Here is a 17,205-nt window from a genome sequence, read left to right on the forward strand (position 1 = left end):
AGATTCTAGGACGAAGGCCGTTCTTCGTTAAACGGGCGCTAGGGCGTCACCCTTACACCAACATTTTCGACGCGATCCCGCCAGCTTCATCGAGGAGCTCGGGGGCTGGATCGGTCGATACAATACGGAGAGGCGCAGCGATGCGCTCGGTGGCCGCACGCCGGCCGAGTTCCGCTCCGCGCTGGGAAGGGCCGCGTAACGGTTCAAGAAATCGTCCGCAGTCCCCATTCTTGCCCCTTTGGGACAGCTTCTTGTTGGGGCGTGCCTGCCCCAAACCCTGCTAGGAATGAGTACAGCAAACTGAAATATTCAAATTAGTCTTTGCAAATTACCTTTGAACCTTCACCATCAATTACAATTCCCTGAAGGTTGTTAATTGGGCATAGATTCAAATCCGAAAACTCAGTCATTATTTTCTCGGTAACTTTCTTAAATGGTGCTGTAAGATAATGCGGAAGAGCATAGAAATCAATCAAATTAAGCCCTGAATCATCTTCTTGTGAGTAGTCCTCCGGCTTTTCATCCATTTGCTCGATATATTGGATGCTTGGAGCGCATACAATCGCACCTGCCGATTCACCAATCATCAGTTTTCCCTTTGCCAATTCTTTCTTCAACAGCTCATCCGTTCCCGTTTTACGGAGCTGGTCTATAAGGAAAAAAGAATTTCCGCCGGTAAAATAGATCACATCCGCATCTTCAAAAAGAGACTGTATCGTTGAATAAGCCTCCGTTGAAATATCAATTTCAGTTACGATTGCTCCCAACTTTTTGAATAATTTTCGAGCCGAGCCGACATAACCGGTGTAGCCTTCACGCAGCGAAGCTGTTGGAATAAATGCGACTTTTTTATTTTCAATTTCTTCCTTTATCAGACTTCCTACACTTGAAAAGTGAGAACATAAAAACAGTTTCATCAATATTCTCCTTTATATATAAATTCTTATTTGTTGAACTAAGCCGTGTATACCATACTCTCCAATGAAAGAACGCCCTGATATAGCGAAATTTTGCCGTTTTCCTGCGTACGTGCGTACACACTCCACAGGAATTCTAAGGGGCCTGCCCCCTTAGCACACGGACTTTGGAACAAAGTCTAGTGCGTTACGCCTTGCCAGAGGTGTACAGGCTCCCGGTATGCACGTACGAAGCAATTGCCATCAATGCGCCATATAAGTGGCGATCAAGTTCGCATAAAGCGACCTTGATCCCGCAAAACAAAAGGCAGGATACCATCACCACGATGATACCCTGCCTCTGTTCGTTTCTGTTTACCGTTCCGAGTACGAACTGAATGCTGGAGCAATATAAAACCACCAGAAAGGTGCCTGTGAACTGCGCCCCGAAACTTGGACTGAATAAATAGCGACTACGCCGCAAGGGCCCGGTTCCGGAACTCCTCCGGCGTCAGGCCCTTCAATCTTACCTGCCTGCGCCGCGTGTTCCAATGGACTATGTACCCCTCCAGGTCGCGCTTGAAGTCCCCGAAGCTGCCCCACTCCCTGCCGCGGTAAAACTCGTCCTTCACATGGCCGAAGAGCTGCTCGGTGGCGGCGTTGTCGATGCAGTTCCCCTTGCGCGACATGCTCTGGGTGATGCCCGCCCCCTCCAGCCTGGAGGTGTAGGACTCGTGCTGGTACTGCCAGCCCATGTCCGAGTGCATGGTCGGCGCCGCCCCGTCGGGCAGGGCCTCGAGGAGCCGGTCGAGCATCCTGTGCTGCTGGGCGAGGTCCGGCGAGGTCGATATGTCGCTCGCCACGATCTCCTTCGTGCAGAAGTCGAGCACCGGGGCCCAGTAGGCCTTGGCGCCGGCGACCTTGAACTCGGTGACGTCGGTGCCGAGCTTCTGCCACGGCCCCTCGGCGCCGAAGTCCCTCGCGATGACGTTCTCGAACGTGCTCCCCACGAGCCCCCTGTAGGAGCTGTACCGGCGGCGGGAGCCCCGGCGGCGTATCCCGCACCGGATGCCCATCTCGCGCATCATCTTGAGCACGGTCTTGTCGGCCACGACCGCGCCCAGCTCGGCGCGCAGGCACATGGCTACCTGCCGGTGCCCGCAGCCGTTGGCGGTGCGCGAGAATATCTCGGCCGCGGCGTCGCGCAGCTCGGGCCTGGTCGGCCTCCGCGGGTGCGCCAGCGCGTAGTAGTAGGTCGACCTCCTGAGCCCCGAGCACTCCAGCAGGTGGCGCAGGGAGTGCCCCTCCGCCCTCAGCGCCCCCACCGCCTCGGCCGCCGCCCTGGTCAGAGCCCGTCCCGCTCGACCAGGGCGCGCAATTTTTTTAGGTAGGCGACCTCGGCCTCGAGCCTGCGGCAGCGCTCCTCGAGCTCCTGCTCGCGGGTGCGGGCCCGGGGTTTCGACCTCGACCCCCTCGGCCTGCCCTTCGGGCGGGGCCGCAGCGCCTCGGCGCCGCCCTCGCGGTAGAGCCTGCACCAGCGCTCAAGCGGGGACTTCGACCTGATCCCGAACTCGGCCATGGCGTCGGCCTTCGCCATCCCGCCGTCGACCACGGCCGACGCCGCGGCGACCCTCTGCTCGAATGTGTACCTGGATTGTTTCCCGCCCATGGACAGCAGCGCCTCGCTTCCGAACGCCCGGTATACCCACTGCCATTCTCTCACGGTCTCGCGGGGGACGGACAGGGCCTCGGCCGCCGGCTTGCAGCCGACGCCGGCGTCGAAGAGCTCGACGGCCCGCCTCCTGGACTCCAGGTCGTGCTTCACCCTGAGGTCTATACTCATGGAAAACCTCCCATTTCCCGATGTCCAAGAAATGGGAGGCAGTTCACTGTCCCCTTTGTGGTGGTTTTGGTAGGTTAGGCGAGGAGCGTGTGGCCGTAGGTGTTGGCAGCCTTGATGGCGGTGGCGAACTTTTCGTCGGTGAAGGGCTCGGGGTTTCCCTGCTTCCACTCGTTGGTGGCGTGCGCATACTCGCACAGGGCGGGGATATCGGACTCGGAAAGCCCGACCTGCTCAAGCGTCACGGGCAGGCCCATCTGCTTGTTGAAAGCGGCGTAGCGCTTAAGGTTCTCGGTGTCGCCCGTGTAGGCGAACAGCACCAGCACGCCCAGGCTCACGACCTCACCGTGCAGGTAGGAGCCTGGGCGAGGAATGCTGCAGGAAGCGTTGTAGAACGCGTGCGCCACGCTCGAGTTGTAGTAGTAATCGTTTTGGTTGGTCAGGTTCGAGACATAGCCCGTGTTGACCACGATGTCGAGCGCGATCTGCTTGACGGCTTCGGTCGACTGGTCCTGGCGCACGTCCTCAAGACCCTGGACGCCATAGGTAAACAGCGGCTCGGAACAGGTGTGCGCGAGTGCCAGGCCAAGGCCGGCCGTGTGCTCCAAGTTGCCGGCGCTCGTGGCGTACTCGACCTCGGGCTGCTTGGACAGGGCATCGCCCACGCCGGCCCAGAAGTACTCTGCCGGTGCCTTGGCGATGATCTTGGGGTTGATGAAGATGTGCGCGGGGCGGTTGGGGTACGAATAGCCCTCGAGCGAGCCGTCGTCGTTGTAGACGACGGCAATGGCGGTCGCGGCGGAGCAGTTGGAACAGATCGTCGGTACCGTAAAGACAATCTTCTTGAGCTCGATAGCTGCGGTCTTCACGGTGTCGAGCGCCTTGCCGCCGCCGCATGCGATAAGCACGTCGGCTTCCTGGCAGGCAGGGGAGTTTACGACCTTGGCGATATTTGCGCGCGTACTGTTGGTGCCGTAGACGCGCGTCTCCAGAATCTCGACGTCGGTACCTGCCAGCGCAGCTTCGATACCGGGAAGTGCTGCGGCCAGTGCTCGTTTACCACCAATGATGGCGACCTTGGTTGCTCCGTACTCGGCCAACGCGCCGTGCAGCTCGTCAAAGCAGTCTTCGCCAACGGTATAGTCGCTCATTCCGATCGTGCGCATAGCAATCTTCTTTCGTTCGATAAAGTGCTTACAGGTATTTTGCTCCAAGAGAAGGTCCACGGCCGCAAGAAATTTCGAACGTATAAAACCAGTGTTGAGGGTTTTTCGCCGGTGTGGAACGTGCTAGCATACTCCGCATAAGCGTTGATGGGGACGAGTAGTCGGCCGTCCGCATGCTACAGAGAGCGGGGAGCGCTGAGAACCCGTGCATGCGACCGATGAAAATCACCCCGGAGCTGCGGTCCCAACGGACGTGCCGCGTAGGTTCGTCTTAGTAGACATCGCCGAGATGGTCGTCGATACAGACCAGCCGAGTAACGGATGCGAGCGCGCGAATACGCGGGCGAGGGCATCTAAGCTGGGTGGTTAAGCGAAGAGCTTTTGCGGGCGTGCAGCCCGTTTGTGGCGCTTCGTCCCAGCTTGTAGGGACGGGCGCTTTTTGGTGCCCAGAGGGCGTGCGCGCCCATGACAAGAAAGGGGTACCGTGGCAAACGAGTACAAGCAGACGATGAATCTGCCCAAGACCGGTTTTCCCATGCGTGCCGGTCTTTCCAAGTCCGAGCCCAAGCGACTCAAGGACTGGCAGGACAACAAGGTCTACGAGCAGGTTCTGAAGAAGAACGAGGGTCACAAGAAGTTCGTGCTGCACGACGGCCCTCCGTACGCCAACGGCCCGATCCACATCGGCCACGCCATGAACAAGATCTCCAAGGACATGATCAACCGTTACTGGATGATGCAGGGCTATGAGGTTCCCTATGTCCCCGGTTGGGACTGCCACGGTCAGCCGATTGAGCACAAGGTCGAGGAGAAGCTCGGCACCGAGAAGTTCAACCAGACCTCCACGGCTAAGATCCGCGAGCTCTGCAACAAGTTCGCTGTCGAGAACATCGAGCTGCAGAAGGCCGGCTTCCGTCGCCTGGGCGTGCTCGGCGACTGGGACAACCCCTATCTGACGCTCTATCACCAGCATGACGCCGCCGATATCGAGGTCTTCAAGGCCATGTTCGATAAGGGCATGATCTATCGCGGCCACAAGCCGGTTCACTGGTGCAAGCACTGCCACACCGCGCTCGCCGAGGCCGAGATTGAGTACTCCGACGAGACGAGCCCCTCCATCTTCGTTCGCTTTGAGATGACCTCCAAGCCCGCCGGCCTCGAGGACTTCGACGGCCCGGTCGACTTTATCATCTGGACGACCACGCCGTGGACCATTCCCTCCGACCAGGCCGTTTCTCTCAAGCCCGGCGCCGCCTACGTCGCCGTTGAGCACGACGGTCGTGCCGAGGTCATGCTCGAGGACCTGGCTCCCAAGTGCTGCGAGGAGTTTGGCTGGGAGTACACCCCGATCATGGTCGACGGCAAGCCCTATGTGGTTCCCGCCGAGACCTTCCACCACATCCACTACAAGCAGCCGATCTTTGACGGCGTTGAGGGCGTGGCGCTGCTGGCCGATTACGTCGGTGTCGATGACGGTACCGGTATCGTCCACAACTCGCCCGGCCACGGCGTCGACGACTACTTCGCCTGCCTCAAGGAGGGCATCACCGACATCTGCATGCCGGTCGATGACGACGGCAAGTTCTACACCGGTGAGGAGTTTGGCACCGGCGGTCCCTTCAGCGGCATGGATACTGACGAGGCCAATCCGCACATCATCGAGTTCCTGCGCGAGCGCGGCACCCTGGTCCTCGAGAAGAAGATCACGCACAGCTATCCGCACTGCTGGCGCTGCAAGCACCCGGTGCTCTTCCGTGCTACCGACCAGTGGTTTGTCTCGATGGACAAGACCGGTTTGCGCGAGCAGGCCGGCAAGGAGGTCCGTGAGAACGTCAAGTGGTATCCGGCCCACGCGGCCAACCGCATCGGTGCCATGGTCGAGCAGCGTCCCGACTGGTGCATCAGCCGCCAGCGCAACTGGGGCGTGCCTATCCCCAGCTACACCTGCGCCGGCTGCGGCGAGAAGGTCATGAACGACGCCACGCTCGACGCCGTCATCAAGCTCTTCCACGAGAAGGGCTCCGACGCCTGGTTCACCGACGCTCCCGAGAGCTATCTTGGCGAGGCCTGCGTCTGCCCCAAGTGCGGTGGCCATCACCTCAAGGCCGATAAGGACATCCTCGACGTGTGGTGGGATTCCGGCGTCTCCTGGAAGGCCGTCTGCGAGTACCGTCCCGAGCTGGAGTATCCGGCGGATGTGTACCTCGAGGGCTCCGACCAGCACCGCGGTTGGTTCCAGAGCTCGCTGCTCACCTCGGTGGGCGCCAACGGCCACGCTCCGTACAAGGCGGTCGTCTCGCAGGGCTTCACCCTCGACGGCCAGGGCCGTAAGATGTCCAAGTCGCTCGGCAACGTCATCGACCCCAACAAGGTCTGCGACGAGATGGGCGCCGACATCATCCGCCTGTGGGTCGCCTCCGTCGATACCAGCTCCGACGTGTCCATCGACCACGAGATCCTTGCCCGTACGTCCGATGCCTACCGTCGTTTCCGCAACACGCTGCGCTTCCTGCTCTCCGAGCTCGAGGGTCAGTTTGAGCCCGAAACCGACGGCGTCGCCTTTGCCGACCTGCTGCCGCTCGACAAGCTCATGGTTGCCCGTCTGACCCAGGTCCAGGCCGAGGTCGATGACGCTTACTCTTGCTACGAGTTCCCGCGCGCTTACCGTGCGCTTTACGACTTCGTGGTTACCGAGCTTTCCAACGTGTACCTCGACGCCCTGAAGGATCGTCTGTACTGCGACAAGCCCGGTTCGCTCGAGCGCCGCAGCGCCCAGACCGTGCTCGCTGAGCTCTTCTCGATGCTCATGCGCGATCTGCAGCCGATTCTGTCCTACACCGTTGACGAGGCCATGGCCTATGCGCCTGCCGGCTGCGTCGATCACCAGAAGTACGCCGCGCTGCTCGATTGGTACAAGTCGCCCATCACGGTCGACGAGGCCAACGAGTTTGAGGGCGTGCTCGAGGCTTCGCTCGAGCTCCGTAGCGCCGTGACCAAGGCCCTCGAGGATGCCCGCTCCGCCGGCACCTTCACCAAGAGCCAGCAGGTCCGCGTCAAGGCGGTCGTTCCTGCCGAAATGTATGCGCTGCTGACCGGCGACAAGGCCGTCGACCTGGCCGAGTTCTACATCGTCTCCGATGTTGAGCTTACCCAGGGCGAGGAGCTTTCTGTTGCCATCGATGCAGCCGAGGGCGAGTGCTGCGACCGTTGCTGGAACTACCGCACCACCGTCGGCGAGTACAACGGCCACGCTCACATTTGCAAGCGCTGCGCGAATGCCCTTTAAGGCACGGTAACTCGGCATTTTAGTTATAGGGAGAATTTAGGCGCCTTCGGCCCATTTGCTCCGCTGAAGAAAAGCGACATTCCGTTATCCGGAATGCCGCTTTCTTTTATGCTGGTTATTTATCTGACGTTAGCGAATGTGTCGTGCGCTCTGCGTGTGGCAATATAAGATGGTTATCTGCGTTAAATGGAATTTGATTATCTGAGGGTAGGGGATTTCTTTGGGTCGTGGTGCGGATATGACGCCGCCTTTGCGTTGGCGGTTGGGTGTTGCTGGTGGGGTGGCGCTGGTTGTGCTGCTTGTTGACCAGCTGACCAAGCTTGCGGTTCGTGCCGTGGGCGACGCCTTGCATGTGACCGTCATCCCCGGTGTTTTCGACTTTATGTTTGTCCGCAATATCGGTGCTGCCTTTAGCATGGGCGAGGGGCATGGCATCGCGTTTGCCGTGCTGGCGTTGGCGGTCATTATCGCTATTGCCGTGTACCTCGTTCGTGCACCCCAGCTCGCCCATCTTGAGGTTGTGGGCATGGCGATGGTTGCGGGCGGTGCTATCGGCAATGCTATCGATCGTTTGGCCTTTGGTTTCGTGACCGATTTTATTGCCACCACCTTCATCGACTTCCCTGTATTCAATGTGGCCGATATCGGCATTACCGTGGGTGTCGTGCTCGCCCTCTTCGGTTACATGTTCTTGAGCCCCGCGGCCCGTGAGGTCGATGCGACCGCCGAGCTTAACGCCCGTGATGAGGCCCGCGCCAAGCGCAAGGCTAAACAACGTGGGGAGCGTGCCCGCAAGATTCGCGAAAGGAATGAGCGTTAATGGCCGACATCCATATTCTTGTTGCCGACGATTCCGCTGGCCAGCGTCTCGACGCCTATCTGGGCGCCAACGACGGCTGCCCCACGCGCTCTGCCTGCGCGCATCTGATCGAGGGGGGCGCCGTAGTAGTCAATGGCGAGACCTGCCTGTCCAAAAAGTACGCCGTGCGCGCCGGCGATCGCATTTCGGTCGACCTGCCCGAGCCGCACGATCCCACCGATGTGATTCCCGAGGCCATCCCGCTCGATATCCGCTACGAGGACGACTATCTCATCGTGCTCTCCAAGCAGCGCGGCCTGGTGTGCCATCCTGCGCATGGTCATGAGAACGGTACGCTCGCGAATGCCCTGGTCTATCACTGCGGTATCGACCATCTGGGCACCGTGCAGGGCGAGGACCGCCCCGGTATCGTACATCGTTTGGATCGCGATACCTCGGGTCTTATGCTTGCGGCAAAGGACGACGACACCCAGCGCGCGCTCCAAAATCTTATCCGTACGCGCACGCTCGACCGCCGCTACATTACGCTCGTTCACGGTCATATCGCCATGGATGAGGGCACCATTAACACCGGCATTGCCCGTTCTACACGTGACCGTGTCAAGATGGCGGTTTCCGATGATCCTTTTGCGCGCCAGGCCATCACGACCTTTAAGGTCCTTGAGCGCTTTGATTCCACGCGCTTTGATGACGGCTACACACTCGTTGAGTGTCACCTGTTTACCGGTCGCACGCATCAGATTCGCGTGCACATGCGCCATATCAACCACGCCTGCGTGGGCGATCCGCTCTACGGTAAGTGCGATGCGCGTGCCGATCAGGGTCTGACCAGGCAATTCCTCCATTCCTGGCGCGTGGCGTTCGATCATCCCGTGACGGGAGAGCGCATTGAGTGCCGCGACGAGCTGCCGTGGGATCTCGCCGCCGTCCTCGACGACTTAGCCCCGCGTTCGCTTGGTCGCACTGCTGCCGGCGACGAAATCGTACCGCAGCTCGGCCTGCTCGAAGCCTAGCCAGTATTAGGTGGTTTCTTGAACTCGGTAAGCCTGCGGTAAGATATACGGTTGTTTACGTAACACGTTCCTGGGAGCCTGCATGCTCGCCTTTTTACAAACCAACACACCCATCGTGATCTTCAACCAGATTGTCGTCACGCTGCTCACGGTCTGCTTCTTGTACCAGGTGGTCTTCTTTGTCATCGGCGCTCTCCGCGGCGAGGTCGCGCCTCCCAAGGCCAAAAAGCTCCACCGGTATGCCTTCTTTATTGCAGCACACAACGAGGAGGCCGTTATCGCCAACCTCGTTCGCTCCATCAAGGACCAGGATTATCCGTCCGAGCTCATCGAGGTCTTCGTGGTCGCCGATGCCTGCACCGATAACACTGCGCAGCTCGCGCGCGAGGCGGGCGCTGTCGTGTACGAGCGAAACGACCTGGCCCGTAAAGGCAAGAGCTGGGTCATGGACTTTGGTTTCGACCGCATTCTTAACGAGTATCCCGATACCTTTGAGGGCTACTTTATCTTCGATGCCGACAACGTTATCGCCCGCGATTACGTGTCCAAGATGAATGATGCCTTTGACCAGGGCTTCCATGTGGTCACGAGCTATCGTAACTCAAAGAACTTCGGAAGCTCGTGGATCTCGGCAGCCAACGCCACTTGGTACCTGCGCGAGGCGCGTTTCCTTAACAACGCGCGTAATATCTGCAAGACGTCCTGTGCCGTCTCGGGTTCGGGCTACCTCATCTCCGCCAGTGTTATCGAGGGTATGCACGGCTGGCAGTTCCACACGCTGACCGAGGATATTCAGTTCACCACGTTCTGCGCCATTCACGGCATTCGCATTGGCTATGCGCCGGCGGAGTTTTTTGACGAGCAACCCGTGACTTTTAAGGCGTCCTGGAAGCAGCGTATGCGCTGGACCAAGGGCTTCTACCAGGTGTTCTTTACCTACGGTAAGCATCTGGTCAAATCGACGTTCCGCTATCATCGCTTTGCCGCATATGACATGTTTATGACCATCGCTCCGGGCATGCTGCTGTCCCTGATCTCCATGCTCGCCAACGCGACCTTCCTCATCGTTGGCGGACTTTCGCATGGCTTCTTGGCCACCGAGGTCGAGATGCAGGCGTGTGCCGCTTCGCTCATCATGACCTTCGTCATGATGTATCAGACCTTCTTTATCCTGGCGCTGCTCACGACTATCTTCGAGTACAAGCACATTCATTGTGCGCAAAAGTGGCGTCTGGTGACCAACCTGTTTACCTTCCCGATCTTTATGTTCAGCTATATCCCCATCACGGTGGCTGCACTGTTCCTAAAGGTCGACTGGGTCCCGACGCAACACGCCGTCAACGTTACCCTCGACGAGGTCATGCAAGGCGCCAAATAACCACCACCAAAACCACCACGAAGGGGACAGGCACCTTTGTGGTGGTTTTTGCTTTTGAGTGACTGCCACGGGAGGTGTTCAATGGTCTATATTCCCTTTTGGATCTGCGCCTTTGCCGGTGCGGTGATTGATGTCCGTGAACGGCGGTTTCCCAACGCGCTTGCCGCCGCATGCGCCGTGGCGGCGTTTGCAGGCGTTTGGCTGGACAGGGGCTTGAACACGGCGCTTGACCACGCCGGTCCTGCCGTTATCGTGTACCTTTCCCTTGTGCTGACCGAGTCGCTTTGGCGGAGTTTCCGCCAAGCCCCCGGCATCGGCATGGGGGATGCCAAGGCGCTTTTCGCGCTTTGCACGCTCGACCCTCTGGGCGGCATCGTGGCATTTGCCGTTGCGCTCCTGGTCCTGGCCCTCTCCTGCCTCTTCACAAAATCGCGCTCCCTGCCATTGCTCCCGTTTTTGGTGCCGATATTTGCCATAATCGAGGTCGTGGGCTGGACATTGTAACCGATTGCGCATCCTTTTTAAGGAGCATGTCATGGCAACTAATCAAGAAACGGCCGTCATTAAGGCGCGCATGGACCGCATTCCCGCGGCGTTGTCGCCCGAGCTGGTCGAGCGTATCGCCGCCGACCGCGCCTCGGGTGTCGTTAATCCTTATCGATGCTGCGACGACCAGGTCATTCGTCGTATAGATCGCGCTGCCGACAAAGGCACGCTTATGCGTCCGGCGTTTATGCGCGATACCGAAAAGATTCTTCATCTTCCTGCGTACACGCGTTATGCAGGCAAAACGCAGGTCTTTAGCTTTCGCAGCAACGACGACCTGTCGCGGCGCGGCCTTCATGTGCAGCTCGTCTCGCGCATTGCCCGCGATATCGGCCGTGCCCTGGGCCTCAACTGCGATTTGATCGAGGCGATTGGCCTGGGCCACGATTTGGGCCACACGCCCTTTGGCCATGCCGGCGAGCGTTTCCTCAACGATATCTATCACGAGCGTACGGGTCGTTATTTTTTCCATAACGTGCAGTCCGTCCGCGTGCTCGACGCGCTGTACGGCCGCAACGTGTCGCTCCAGACGCTCGACGGCGTGCTGTGCCATAACGGCGAGTACGAGCAGCGCGTGTTTGAATTGTCGGATATGGGCTCCTTTGACCAGTTCGATCAGGCGGTCGAGGACTGCATCGCCACGGGCTATGGCGCCATTGGGCACCTGCGTCCCATGACGCTCGAGGGCTGCGTCGTTCGCATCTCGGATATTCTTGCCTACGTCGGTCGTGACCGTCAGGATGCGATCGCGGCGGGCCTGCTTTCGCCCGACGCTTTTGATGATGGCCGGGGCGGCGCCTACAACAGTTGGATCCTAACGCATGCCTCCATCGATATCGTTGAGCACAGCTATGGTAAGCCGCGTATCGAGATGAGCGAGGACCTGTTTGAGGAAATTCGCCGAGCCAAGCACGAGAACTACGAGAAGATCTATAGCAAGGGCGGTATCGAAGGCGATTCCGAGGCGGAGCTGCGCGAGGCGTTCGTAAAGCTCTACGACCGTTGCCTGTGGGATCTAAACAGTGGCGACGAGTCCTCTTACATCTTTAAGCACCATATTTCGCGCATTGGGCAGCAGCTTTCCTACTACGATCGCGCCTATGTCTGGCAGGACGACAAGGACCAAGCCGTGGTGGATTATATCGCGAGCATGACGGACGGTTATTTCTGCGAGCTGACGAGCAAGCTGTTCCCGGGTCTAAAGTTTCCGCACCGTACCTATATTAACGAACGGTAGTTCGTATAAATTCGGTATACTGTTAGTGGAAAACGTTTTTGAATGATGCACGGGATGGCTATGGACGACCTTTTTTCTGTTTCGACGCGCGAGCGTTTCTTTCAGAATGCGCCGCTTGCGGTTCGCATGCGCCCCAATTCGCTCGATGAGTATGTGGGCCAGCAAAAGGCCGTCGGTAAGGGCTCATGGTTGCGTGCCGCGATCGAGCACGACGTGCTTTCGAGCGTGATTCTGTACGGGCCGGCCGGTACGGGCAAGACGACGCTGGCCCACATTATCGCCAACCATACCAAGAGCGAGTTTGTCGAGGTCAGCGCCGTGACGGGCACCGTAAAGGACTTGCGCCGCGTGATTGACGAGGCCAAGACGCGCCTGAATACGTACGACCGCCGCACCATTCTATTCATCGATGAGATTCACCGCTTCTCTAAGTCGCAGCAGGATGCCCTGCTGCATGCAGTTGAGAACCGTACCGTCATTATGATTGGCGCTACGACGGAGAATCCGTACTTCGAGGTCAACTCGGCATTGCTCTCGCGTGGTCGTGTTGTGGAACTCGAACACCTTAAGGACGGGGACATTGCCACGCTGATCGAGCGTGCGCTCGAGGCTCCGCATGGTCTGAAAGGTAAGTTCTCGGCCGATGAGGATACGGTCAAGACCATCTGCACGCTGGCCGCGGGTGATGCGCGCTCTGCCCTGACGACGCTCGAGCTGGCGAGCGAGATTGCCGTCACGCGTCCCGATACCGAAGGGACGCCAGCGCCGGCGGCGGGGGAGCGTTATCCCATCACCGTCGATGACGTGAAGATTGCCAACCCGCGCCGCGGTTTTTCGTATGACAAAAACGGTGACATGCACTATGACATTATCAGTGCGTTTATTAAGTCTATGCGCGGCAGCGACCCCGATGCCACGATCTATTGGCTCGCGCGCATGATCGACGCGGGGGAGGATCCTAAGTTTATCGCCCGCCGCATTATGATTCAGGCTTCTGAGGATGTTGGCAATGCCGATCCGCAGGCACTTTTGGTGGCGCAAGCCGCGTTTAAGTCTGCCGAGGTCATTGGCTATCCCGAGTGCCGAATTAACCTGGCTCAGGCTGCACTCTATGTGTGCTTGGCGCCTAAATCCAACGCGTGCGAGGCTTCGATCGATGCGGCGCTGGCCGATATCCATAATAGCGGATTGCGCGAGGTGCCCAGTTATCTTCGCGATCGTCACCGTCCCGGCAGCGACGAGTACGGTGTATACAAGTACCCACACGATTATCCCGAAGGTTGGGTCGACCAGCGCTATTTGCCCGAAGGCCTGGAGCGTGGTGCCTTTTGGCAGCCTGCCGGCCGCGGTTGGGAAGAATGGCGTGTGGAGCAAAGCGAGCGCGACCGTAGCGGCAGGGCGCCAAAGTAAGCTTTTGGGAATCTTCTGTCCCCTTTGGGGTACCATGAACAACGTCTGTATTTCGATTCCTTTGGGAGGCTTGTATGAGTCCCATTCAAATCGCCTTGCTGCTGCTCGCCGTTGCCGGCGTGTGGGCTATCGTTGAGCTTGCGCTCACCCTGCGCAAAACCCGCACCGTTGTCGACTCGCTCGACAAGACGGTAACTGACCTCAACAATACGATTGCCGAGGCGCAGCCCGTGGTGGCAAAGCTTGATGGCGCTGTTGACGAGCTTACGCCGGCACTTACCCAGATGGAGCCGCTCCTCAAGTCGAGCAAGACTGCCGTTGACGCCCTGACGTCCAACCTCGTTGAGGTTGAGGCGGTCGTTCGCGACATCTCCGAGGTCACGGGCAGTATGGCCGAGGCCAGTAATGCCGTATCGAGCGTGACAGATTCTGCGGCCGGCGCCGTACAGAAGCTCTTCAATAAGGTGAAGGCTCCTGCAGCCGATGCCGATCGTAAGCTAGCCGCTGCCGCCGCCGAGGCCGAGCAGCCTATCGAGCGCGTTCTGATCGGTGAGGCCGAGGACGAGGCCGCCGATGGTGCGGATGCGGCTCAGAAGCCCGCAGCCAAGACGGCTCAGTATTACACCTATACGCCCGCCGAGTCCTCTGAGGAGTCCTGCGATGAGTAGCGAAGCAACCTGCCCCATCACGCTGACCGTTGCCGGCGACCCGCGTCTCGCTCGCCTTGTGCGCATGACGGCAGCTAACGTTGGTGCCCTGTGCTCCATGTCTGTCGATCGCATCGAGGACATCCGCATGGCTGCCGAGGAGGCTTTCATCTTTGGGTGCACCGCGGTCGACTGCGACGACATCACCATCAAATTCGATGTCGATGAGACTCACGTTGGCATGACTATTACCTTTGGAGACCAGGCTACGGTTGATGAAAACGACCAGGCTGCGGTGTATGCCGAGCTCATCCTCGCGAGCGTGTGCGATTCCTACGAAAAGACTGCGGCGCCCCTGACGCTTTCCCTCGATCTCAAGGCGGATATCTAATATGACCGAACGTTCCCGGAGCGGCAAGACCGCTTGGGACAAGGAGAAAACCCGCGAGCTGTTTCGTCGCTACAAGGAGACCGGTGATCCGGACGCCCGCGAGCAGCTCGTCATGTCCCACATGAACCTGGTAAGGTTCCTTGCCAACAAATTTAAGAATCGCGGCGAGCCGCTCGACGATCTGATGCAGGTTGGCTATTTGGGCCTGCTCAAGGCAATCGACCGCTTTGACCCTGAGCGCGGACTCGAGTTCACCACGTTTGCCACGCCCACCATCTTGGGCGAGATCAAGCGTCACTTCCGTGACAAGGGCTGGAGCGTGCGCGTGCCTCGTCGCCTGCAGGAGCTTTCTGCCAAGGTTAACCAGGCTACCGACAAGCTTACCAACGAGTTGCAGCGCTCGCCCAAGGTCGAAGAAATCGCTGAGTACCTGGACGTGACCGTCGACGAGGTCCTGGAGGCTATGGAATCGTCTTCGGCCTATACCTCGGTGCCCATTGAGGCTCCTGGTGCGTCCGATTCCGACGATGCGCCCTCGATTCTTGACCGTTACGCCGACGACGACAACGAGCTCGACTTTACCGATGACCGTCTGGTCATTGAAGAGGCCATCCGCGATTTCTCGCCGCGCGAGCGCGAAGTCATCGAGCTGCGCTTTGTAAAGGGCATGACCCAGATCGAGATCGCCAAGAAGCTGGGCATCTCGCAGGTGCAGGTCTCGCGCTTGTTGCGCCGCACCCTCAAGAAGATTCAGGATAAGATTGACCCCGACGGAGTGATGATTCGTTCATGAGTGAGCACCCCCAACAAACAGACCGCACGCTGCGCGATACCCGCATTCTGACGCTTCGCATTTGGGCTGTTGTCGGCTGCATTGTCATCGCTGCCGTCATCTTTAACCTTATGGGCATCCTGGCACCGGTTATTGAGTTTCTTGCCGTCGGCTCCATCATTGCTTTTGTGATGTCCCCGATCACCAACTGGCTCGAGCACCATGGCGTGAATCGCGGCATCGGTTCGCTTATCGCGCTTATTGTTGTTGTTGCCGTGCTCGTCGGTGTCGTTTGCATCTTGTCGCCGATTCTCTTTGGTCAGATCATGGAAGTCCTGAGCCGCCTGCCCGAGCAGCTTCGTGTTGCGGGTGGCGACCTCAACGAGATGGTCTCGCATGTCAAGACGCTCAACAACACGCCGCTCATGGAGTATTTGGACGATAATCTTTCGTCGCTGGTTACCGTGGCATCGAAGTATGTGTCTCAGATCGCTGCCGAGCTTGGCCGTGGTGTGTTCCCACTCATCACCAATACGGCCTCGCAGCTGTTCGTTATCTTCCTTGGTCTGGTGCTTGCCTACTGGATGGCCTGCGACTACCCTCGCATGCACCACGAGATTTGCACCATCATCGGTCAGGAGAAGGAGACCTCGTACCGCTTTATGGTCGCTATCCTTTCTCGCTCTGTCGGCGGTTACATGCGCGGTATGGTCGTGACGTCCATCTGCGGTGGTTTCCTCGCTTTTATCGGTTTTATGATTATCGGCCATCCGTATGCGGCTCTCATGGCTATTTTTACTGGCATCATGCATTTGGTTCCGGTCGTCGGCCCTTGGGCGAGCGCGGCAATCGCCACAGTGCTCGGTTTCATGTTCAGCCCCATGTTGGCGTTGTGGACGCTCATCGTGACGATGGTCGCGCAAAACGTCACCGATAACGTGATTTCGCCTAAGGTCATGCAGAGCTCGGTGCAGGTGCATCCCATCATGAGCCTCACGGCGCTCGTTATTGGCTCGGCACTCATGGGTCCCATCGGCATGATTATTGCCATCCCGCTGTGTGCGGCCCTCAAGGGTATCTTCGTGTACTACTTCGAGAATGAGACCGGCCGCCAACTTGTGGCCTATGACGGCGCCGTGTTTAAGGGCACGCCATATCGCGATGCCGAGGGCAACCCGGTCGCCGCCTACGACGCGCTTGGGGACGATACGTTCATCTATGAGTCCGAGCTCATCGGTAACGAGACTGCGCCCGAGGCCAAGGCCATGCCCAAGCCCGAACTCGATAATCCCTGGATTAAGCTCTCTGGTCTGCAGCCCGATGCCACGGGCTTCTTCAAGAACCCCTTTGCCAAGGACGATGACTCCAACACGGACGACGATACAAAAACCGGCATCGACGGCTCCATGGACGACTCGGATTCTAAATAGGTCCTATTAACGTTTCTTGAAGTTGAAAATGACAAGAAACGCGAGCAAAGCGATTGATAAGGGGCAGGCAACATAGAAAAAGAGAATGTCAATTGCGCGTAGAGTGTAATAAGCCTTATCGCCGGACATTACTGCATACAACACGTAGCCAAATGCTGGTTGGTTTGCGTACCAGCAGGTGAAAGCCAAAAGCGTTAAAAGTGTCGCTAACAGAAGTACATTGAGGAAAAATCGTTTGCTTTTCATCGATCGCTCCTTCCGGGTGACTCTTATATGTAATTCTACAGCAGCCCTTTGGTACCGTCAAGATTCTTTCGCAAATTGATCGAGGCGGCCTCGGCCCCGCCTTGCTCTAGCCCTCCGCCTTCTTGCT

The 17,205-nt window shown here is 58.5% G+C and carries 16 protein-coding genes; 11 read left to right on the forward strand and 5 right to left on the reverse strand.

Annotation, left to right across the window (positions count from 1 at the left end; genetic code table 11):
* Positions 1 to 314: 314 nt before the first annotated feature.
* From I2E13_RS10315 to I2E13_RS10330, 4 genes are all read right to left on the reverse strand, one after another.
* Positions 315 to 917 carry a Type 1 glutamine amidotransferase-like domain-containing protein gene (locus tag I2E13_RS10315; protein ID WP_195405042.1) on the reverse strand — a complete coding sequence of 201 codons (603 nt, stop codon included), beginning with the start codon at positions 915 to 917 and terminating at the stop codon, positions 315 to 317.
* A gap of 452 nt (positions 918 to 1,369) precedes the next feature.
* Positions 1,370 to 2,221 carry an IS3 family transposase gene (locus I2E13_RS10320; RefSeq protein WP_271817648.1) on the reverse strand — a complete coding sequence of 284 codons (852 nt, stop codon included), beginning with the start codon at positions 2,219 to 2,221 and terminating at the stop codon, positions 1,370 to 1,372.
* Between the two features lie 20 nt (positions 2,222 to 2,241).
* Positions 2,242 to 2,739, reverse strand: coding sequence for a helix-turn-helix domain-containing protein (locus I2E13_RS10325; protein ID WP_195241160.1), 498 nt, complete (start codon positions 2,737 to 2,739; stop codon positions 2,242 to 2,244).
* A gap of 74 nt (positions 2,740 to 2,813) precedes the next feature.
* Complete coding sequence (locus tag I2E13_RS10330) at positions 2,814 to 3,902, reverse strand: iron-containing alcohol dehydrogenase family protein (protein ID WP_195405043.1); 1,089 nt, start codon at positions 3,900 to 3,902, stop codon at positions 2,814 to 2,816.
* A 508-nt stretch (positions 3,903 to 4,410) separates the two neighbouring features.
* Between I2E13_RS10330 and ileS the strand changes: the two genes are divergently transcribed.
* From ileS to I2E13_RS10385, 11 genes are all read left to right on the forward strand, one after another.
* A complete protein-coding gene (gene ileS / locus I2E13_RS10335; RefSeq protein ID WP_229057945.1) occupies positions 4,411 to 7,188 on the forward strand; it encodes an isoleucine--tRNA ligase in 2,778 nt (925 codons plus the stop codon).
* Positions 7,189 to 7,426: 238 nt separating this feature from the next.
* Positions 7,427 to 8,008, forward strand: coding sequence for a signal peptidase II (lspA, locus tag I2E13_RS10340; RefSeq protein ID WP_195405045.1), 582 nt, complete (start codon positions 7,427 to 7,429; stop codon positions 8,006 to 8,008).
* On the forward strand, positions 8,008 to 9,021 hold the full coding sequence (locus I2E13_RS10345; RefSeq protein ID WP_195405046.1) for an RluA family pseudouridine synthase: 1,014 nt from the start codon (positions 8,008 to 8,010) through the stop codon (positions 9,019 to 9,021). The genes lspA and I2E13_RS10345 overlap by 1 nt, the downstream gene beginning before the upstream one ends.
* 82 nt (positions 9,022 to 9,103) lie before the next feature.
* Complete coding sequence (locus I2E13_RS10350) at positions 9,104 to 10,399, forward strand: glycosyltransferase family 2 protein (RefSeq protein WP_117564132.1); 1,296 nt, start codon at positions 9,104 to 9,106, stop codon at positions 10,397 to 10,399.
* A gap of 81 nt (positions 10,400 to 10,480) precedes the next feature.
* Positions 10,481 to 10,903 carry a prepilin peptidase gene (locus I2E13_RS10355; protein ID WP_195405047.1) on the forward strand — a complete coding sequence of 141 codons (423 nt, stop codon included), beginning with the start codon at positions 10,481 to 10,483 and terminating at the stop codon, positions 10,901 to 10,903.
* Between the two features lie 31 nt (positions 10,904 to 10,934).
* Positions 10,935 to 12,182: a deoxyguanosinetriphosphate triphosphohydrolase family protein gene (locus I2E13_RS10360; RefSeq protein WP_195405048.1), complete on the forward strand. Its 1,248-nt coding sequence runs from the start codon at positions 10,935 to 10,937 to the stop codon at positions 12,180 to 12,182.
* A 60-nt stretch (positions 12,183 to 12,242) separates the two neighbouring features.
* Positions 12,243 to 13,592 (forward strand): replication-associated recombination protein A, encoded by a 1,350-nt coding sequence (locus I2E13_RS10365; RefSeq protein ID WP_229057943.1) that lies wholly within the window; start codon positions 12,243 to 12,245, stop codon positions 13,590 to 13,592.
* Between the two features lie 74 nt (positions 13,593 to 13,666).
* Entirely contained in the window at positions 13,667 to 14,260 is a 594-nt protein-coding gene (locus I2E13_RS10370) for a hypothetical protein (RefSeq protein WP_195405049.1), read from the forward strand.
* The gene (locus tag I2E13_RS10375) at positions 14,253 to 14,630 is read left to right on the forward strand and encodes an ATP-binding protein (RefSeq protein ID WP_055251082.1); all 378 of its coding nucleotides are present in this window, start codon (positions 14,253 to 14,255) and stop codon (positions 14,628 to 14,630) included. Before I2E13_RS10370 ends, I2E13_RS10375 begins: the two co-directional genes overlap by 8 nt.
* Before the next feature lies 1 nt (position 14,631).
* Entirely contained in the window at positions 14,632 to 15,423 is a 792-nt protein-coding gene (locus I2E13_RS10380; RefSeq protein WP_022094589.1) for an RNA polymerase sigma factor SigF, read from the forward strand.
* A complete protein-coding gene (locus I2E13_RS10385) occupies positions 15,420 to 16,832 on the forward strand; it encodes an AI-2E family transporter (protein ID WP_195405050.1) in 1,413 nt (470 codons plus the stop codon). The genes I2E13_RS10380 and I2E13_RS10385 overlap by 4 nt, the downstream gene beginning before the upstream one ends.
* Positions 16,833 to 16,838: 6 nt before the next feature.
* Here I2E13_RS10385 and I2E13_RS10390 read toward each other — a convergent pair whose 3' ends face one another.
* Complete coding sequence (locus I2E13_RS10390) at positions 16,839 to 17,078, reverse strand: hypothetical protein (protein ID WP_195405051.1); 240 nt, start codon at positions 17,076 to 17,078, stop codon at positions 16,839 to 16,841.
* Between the last annotated feature and the right edge of the window lie 127 nt (positions 17,079 to 17,205).

Origin of the sequence: Collinsella aerofaciens (genome assembly GCF_015554145.1) — a bacterium.
GTDB lineage: Bacteria > Actinomycetota > Coriobacteriia > Coriobacteriales > Coriobacteriaceae > Collinsella > Collinsella aerofaciens_AA.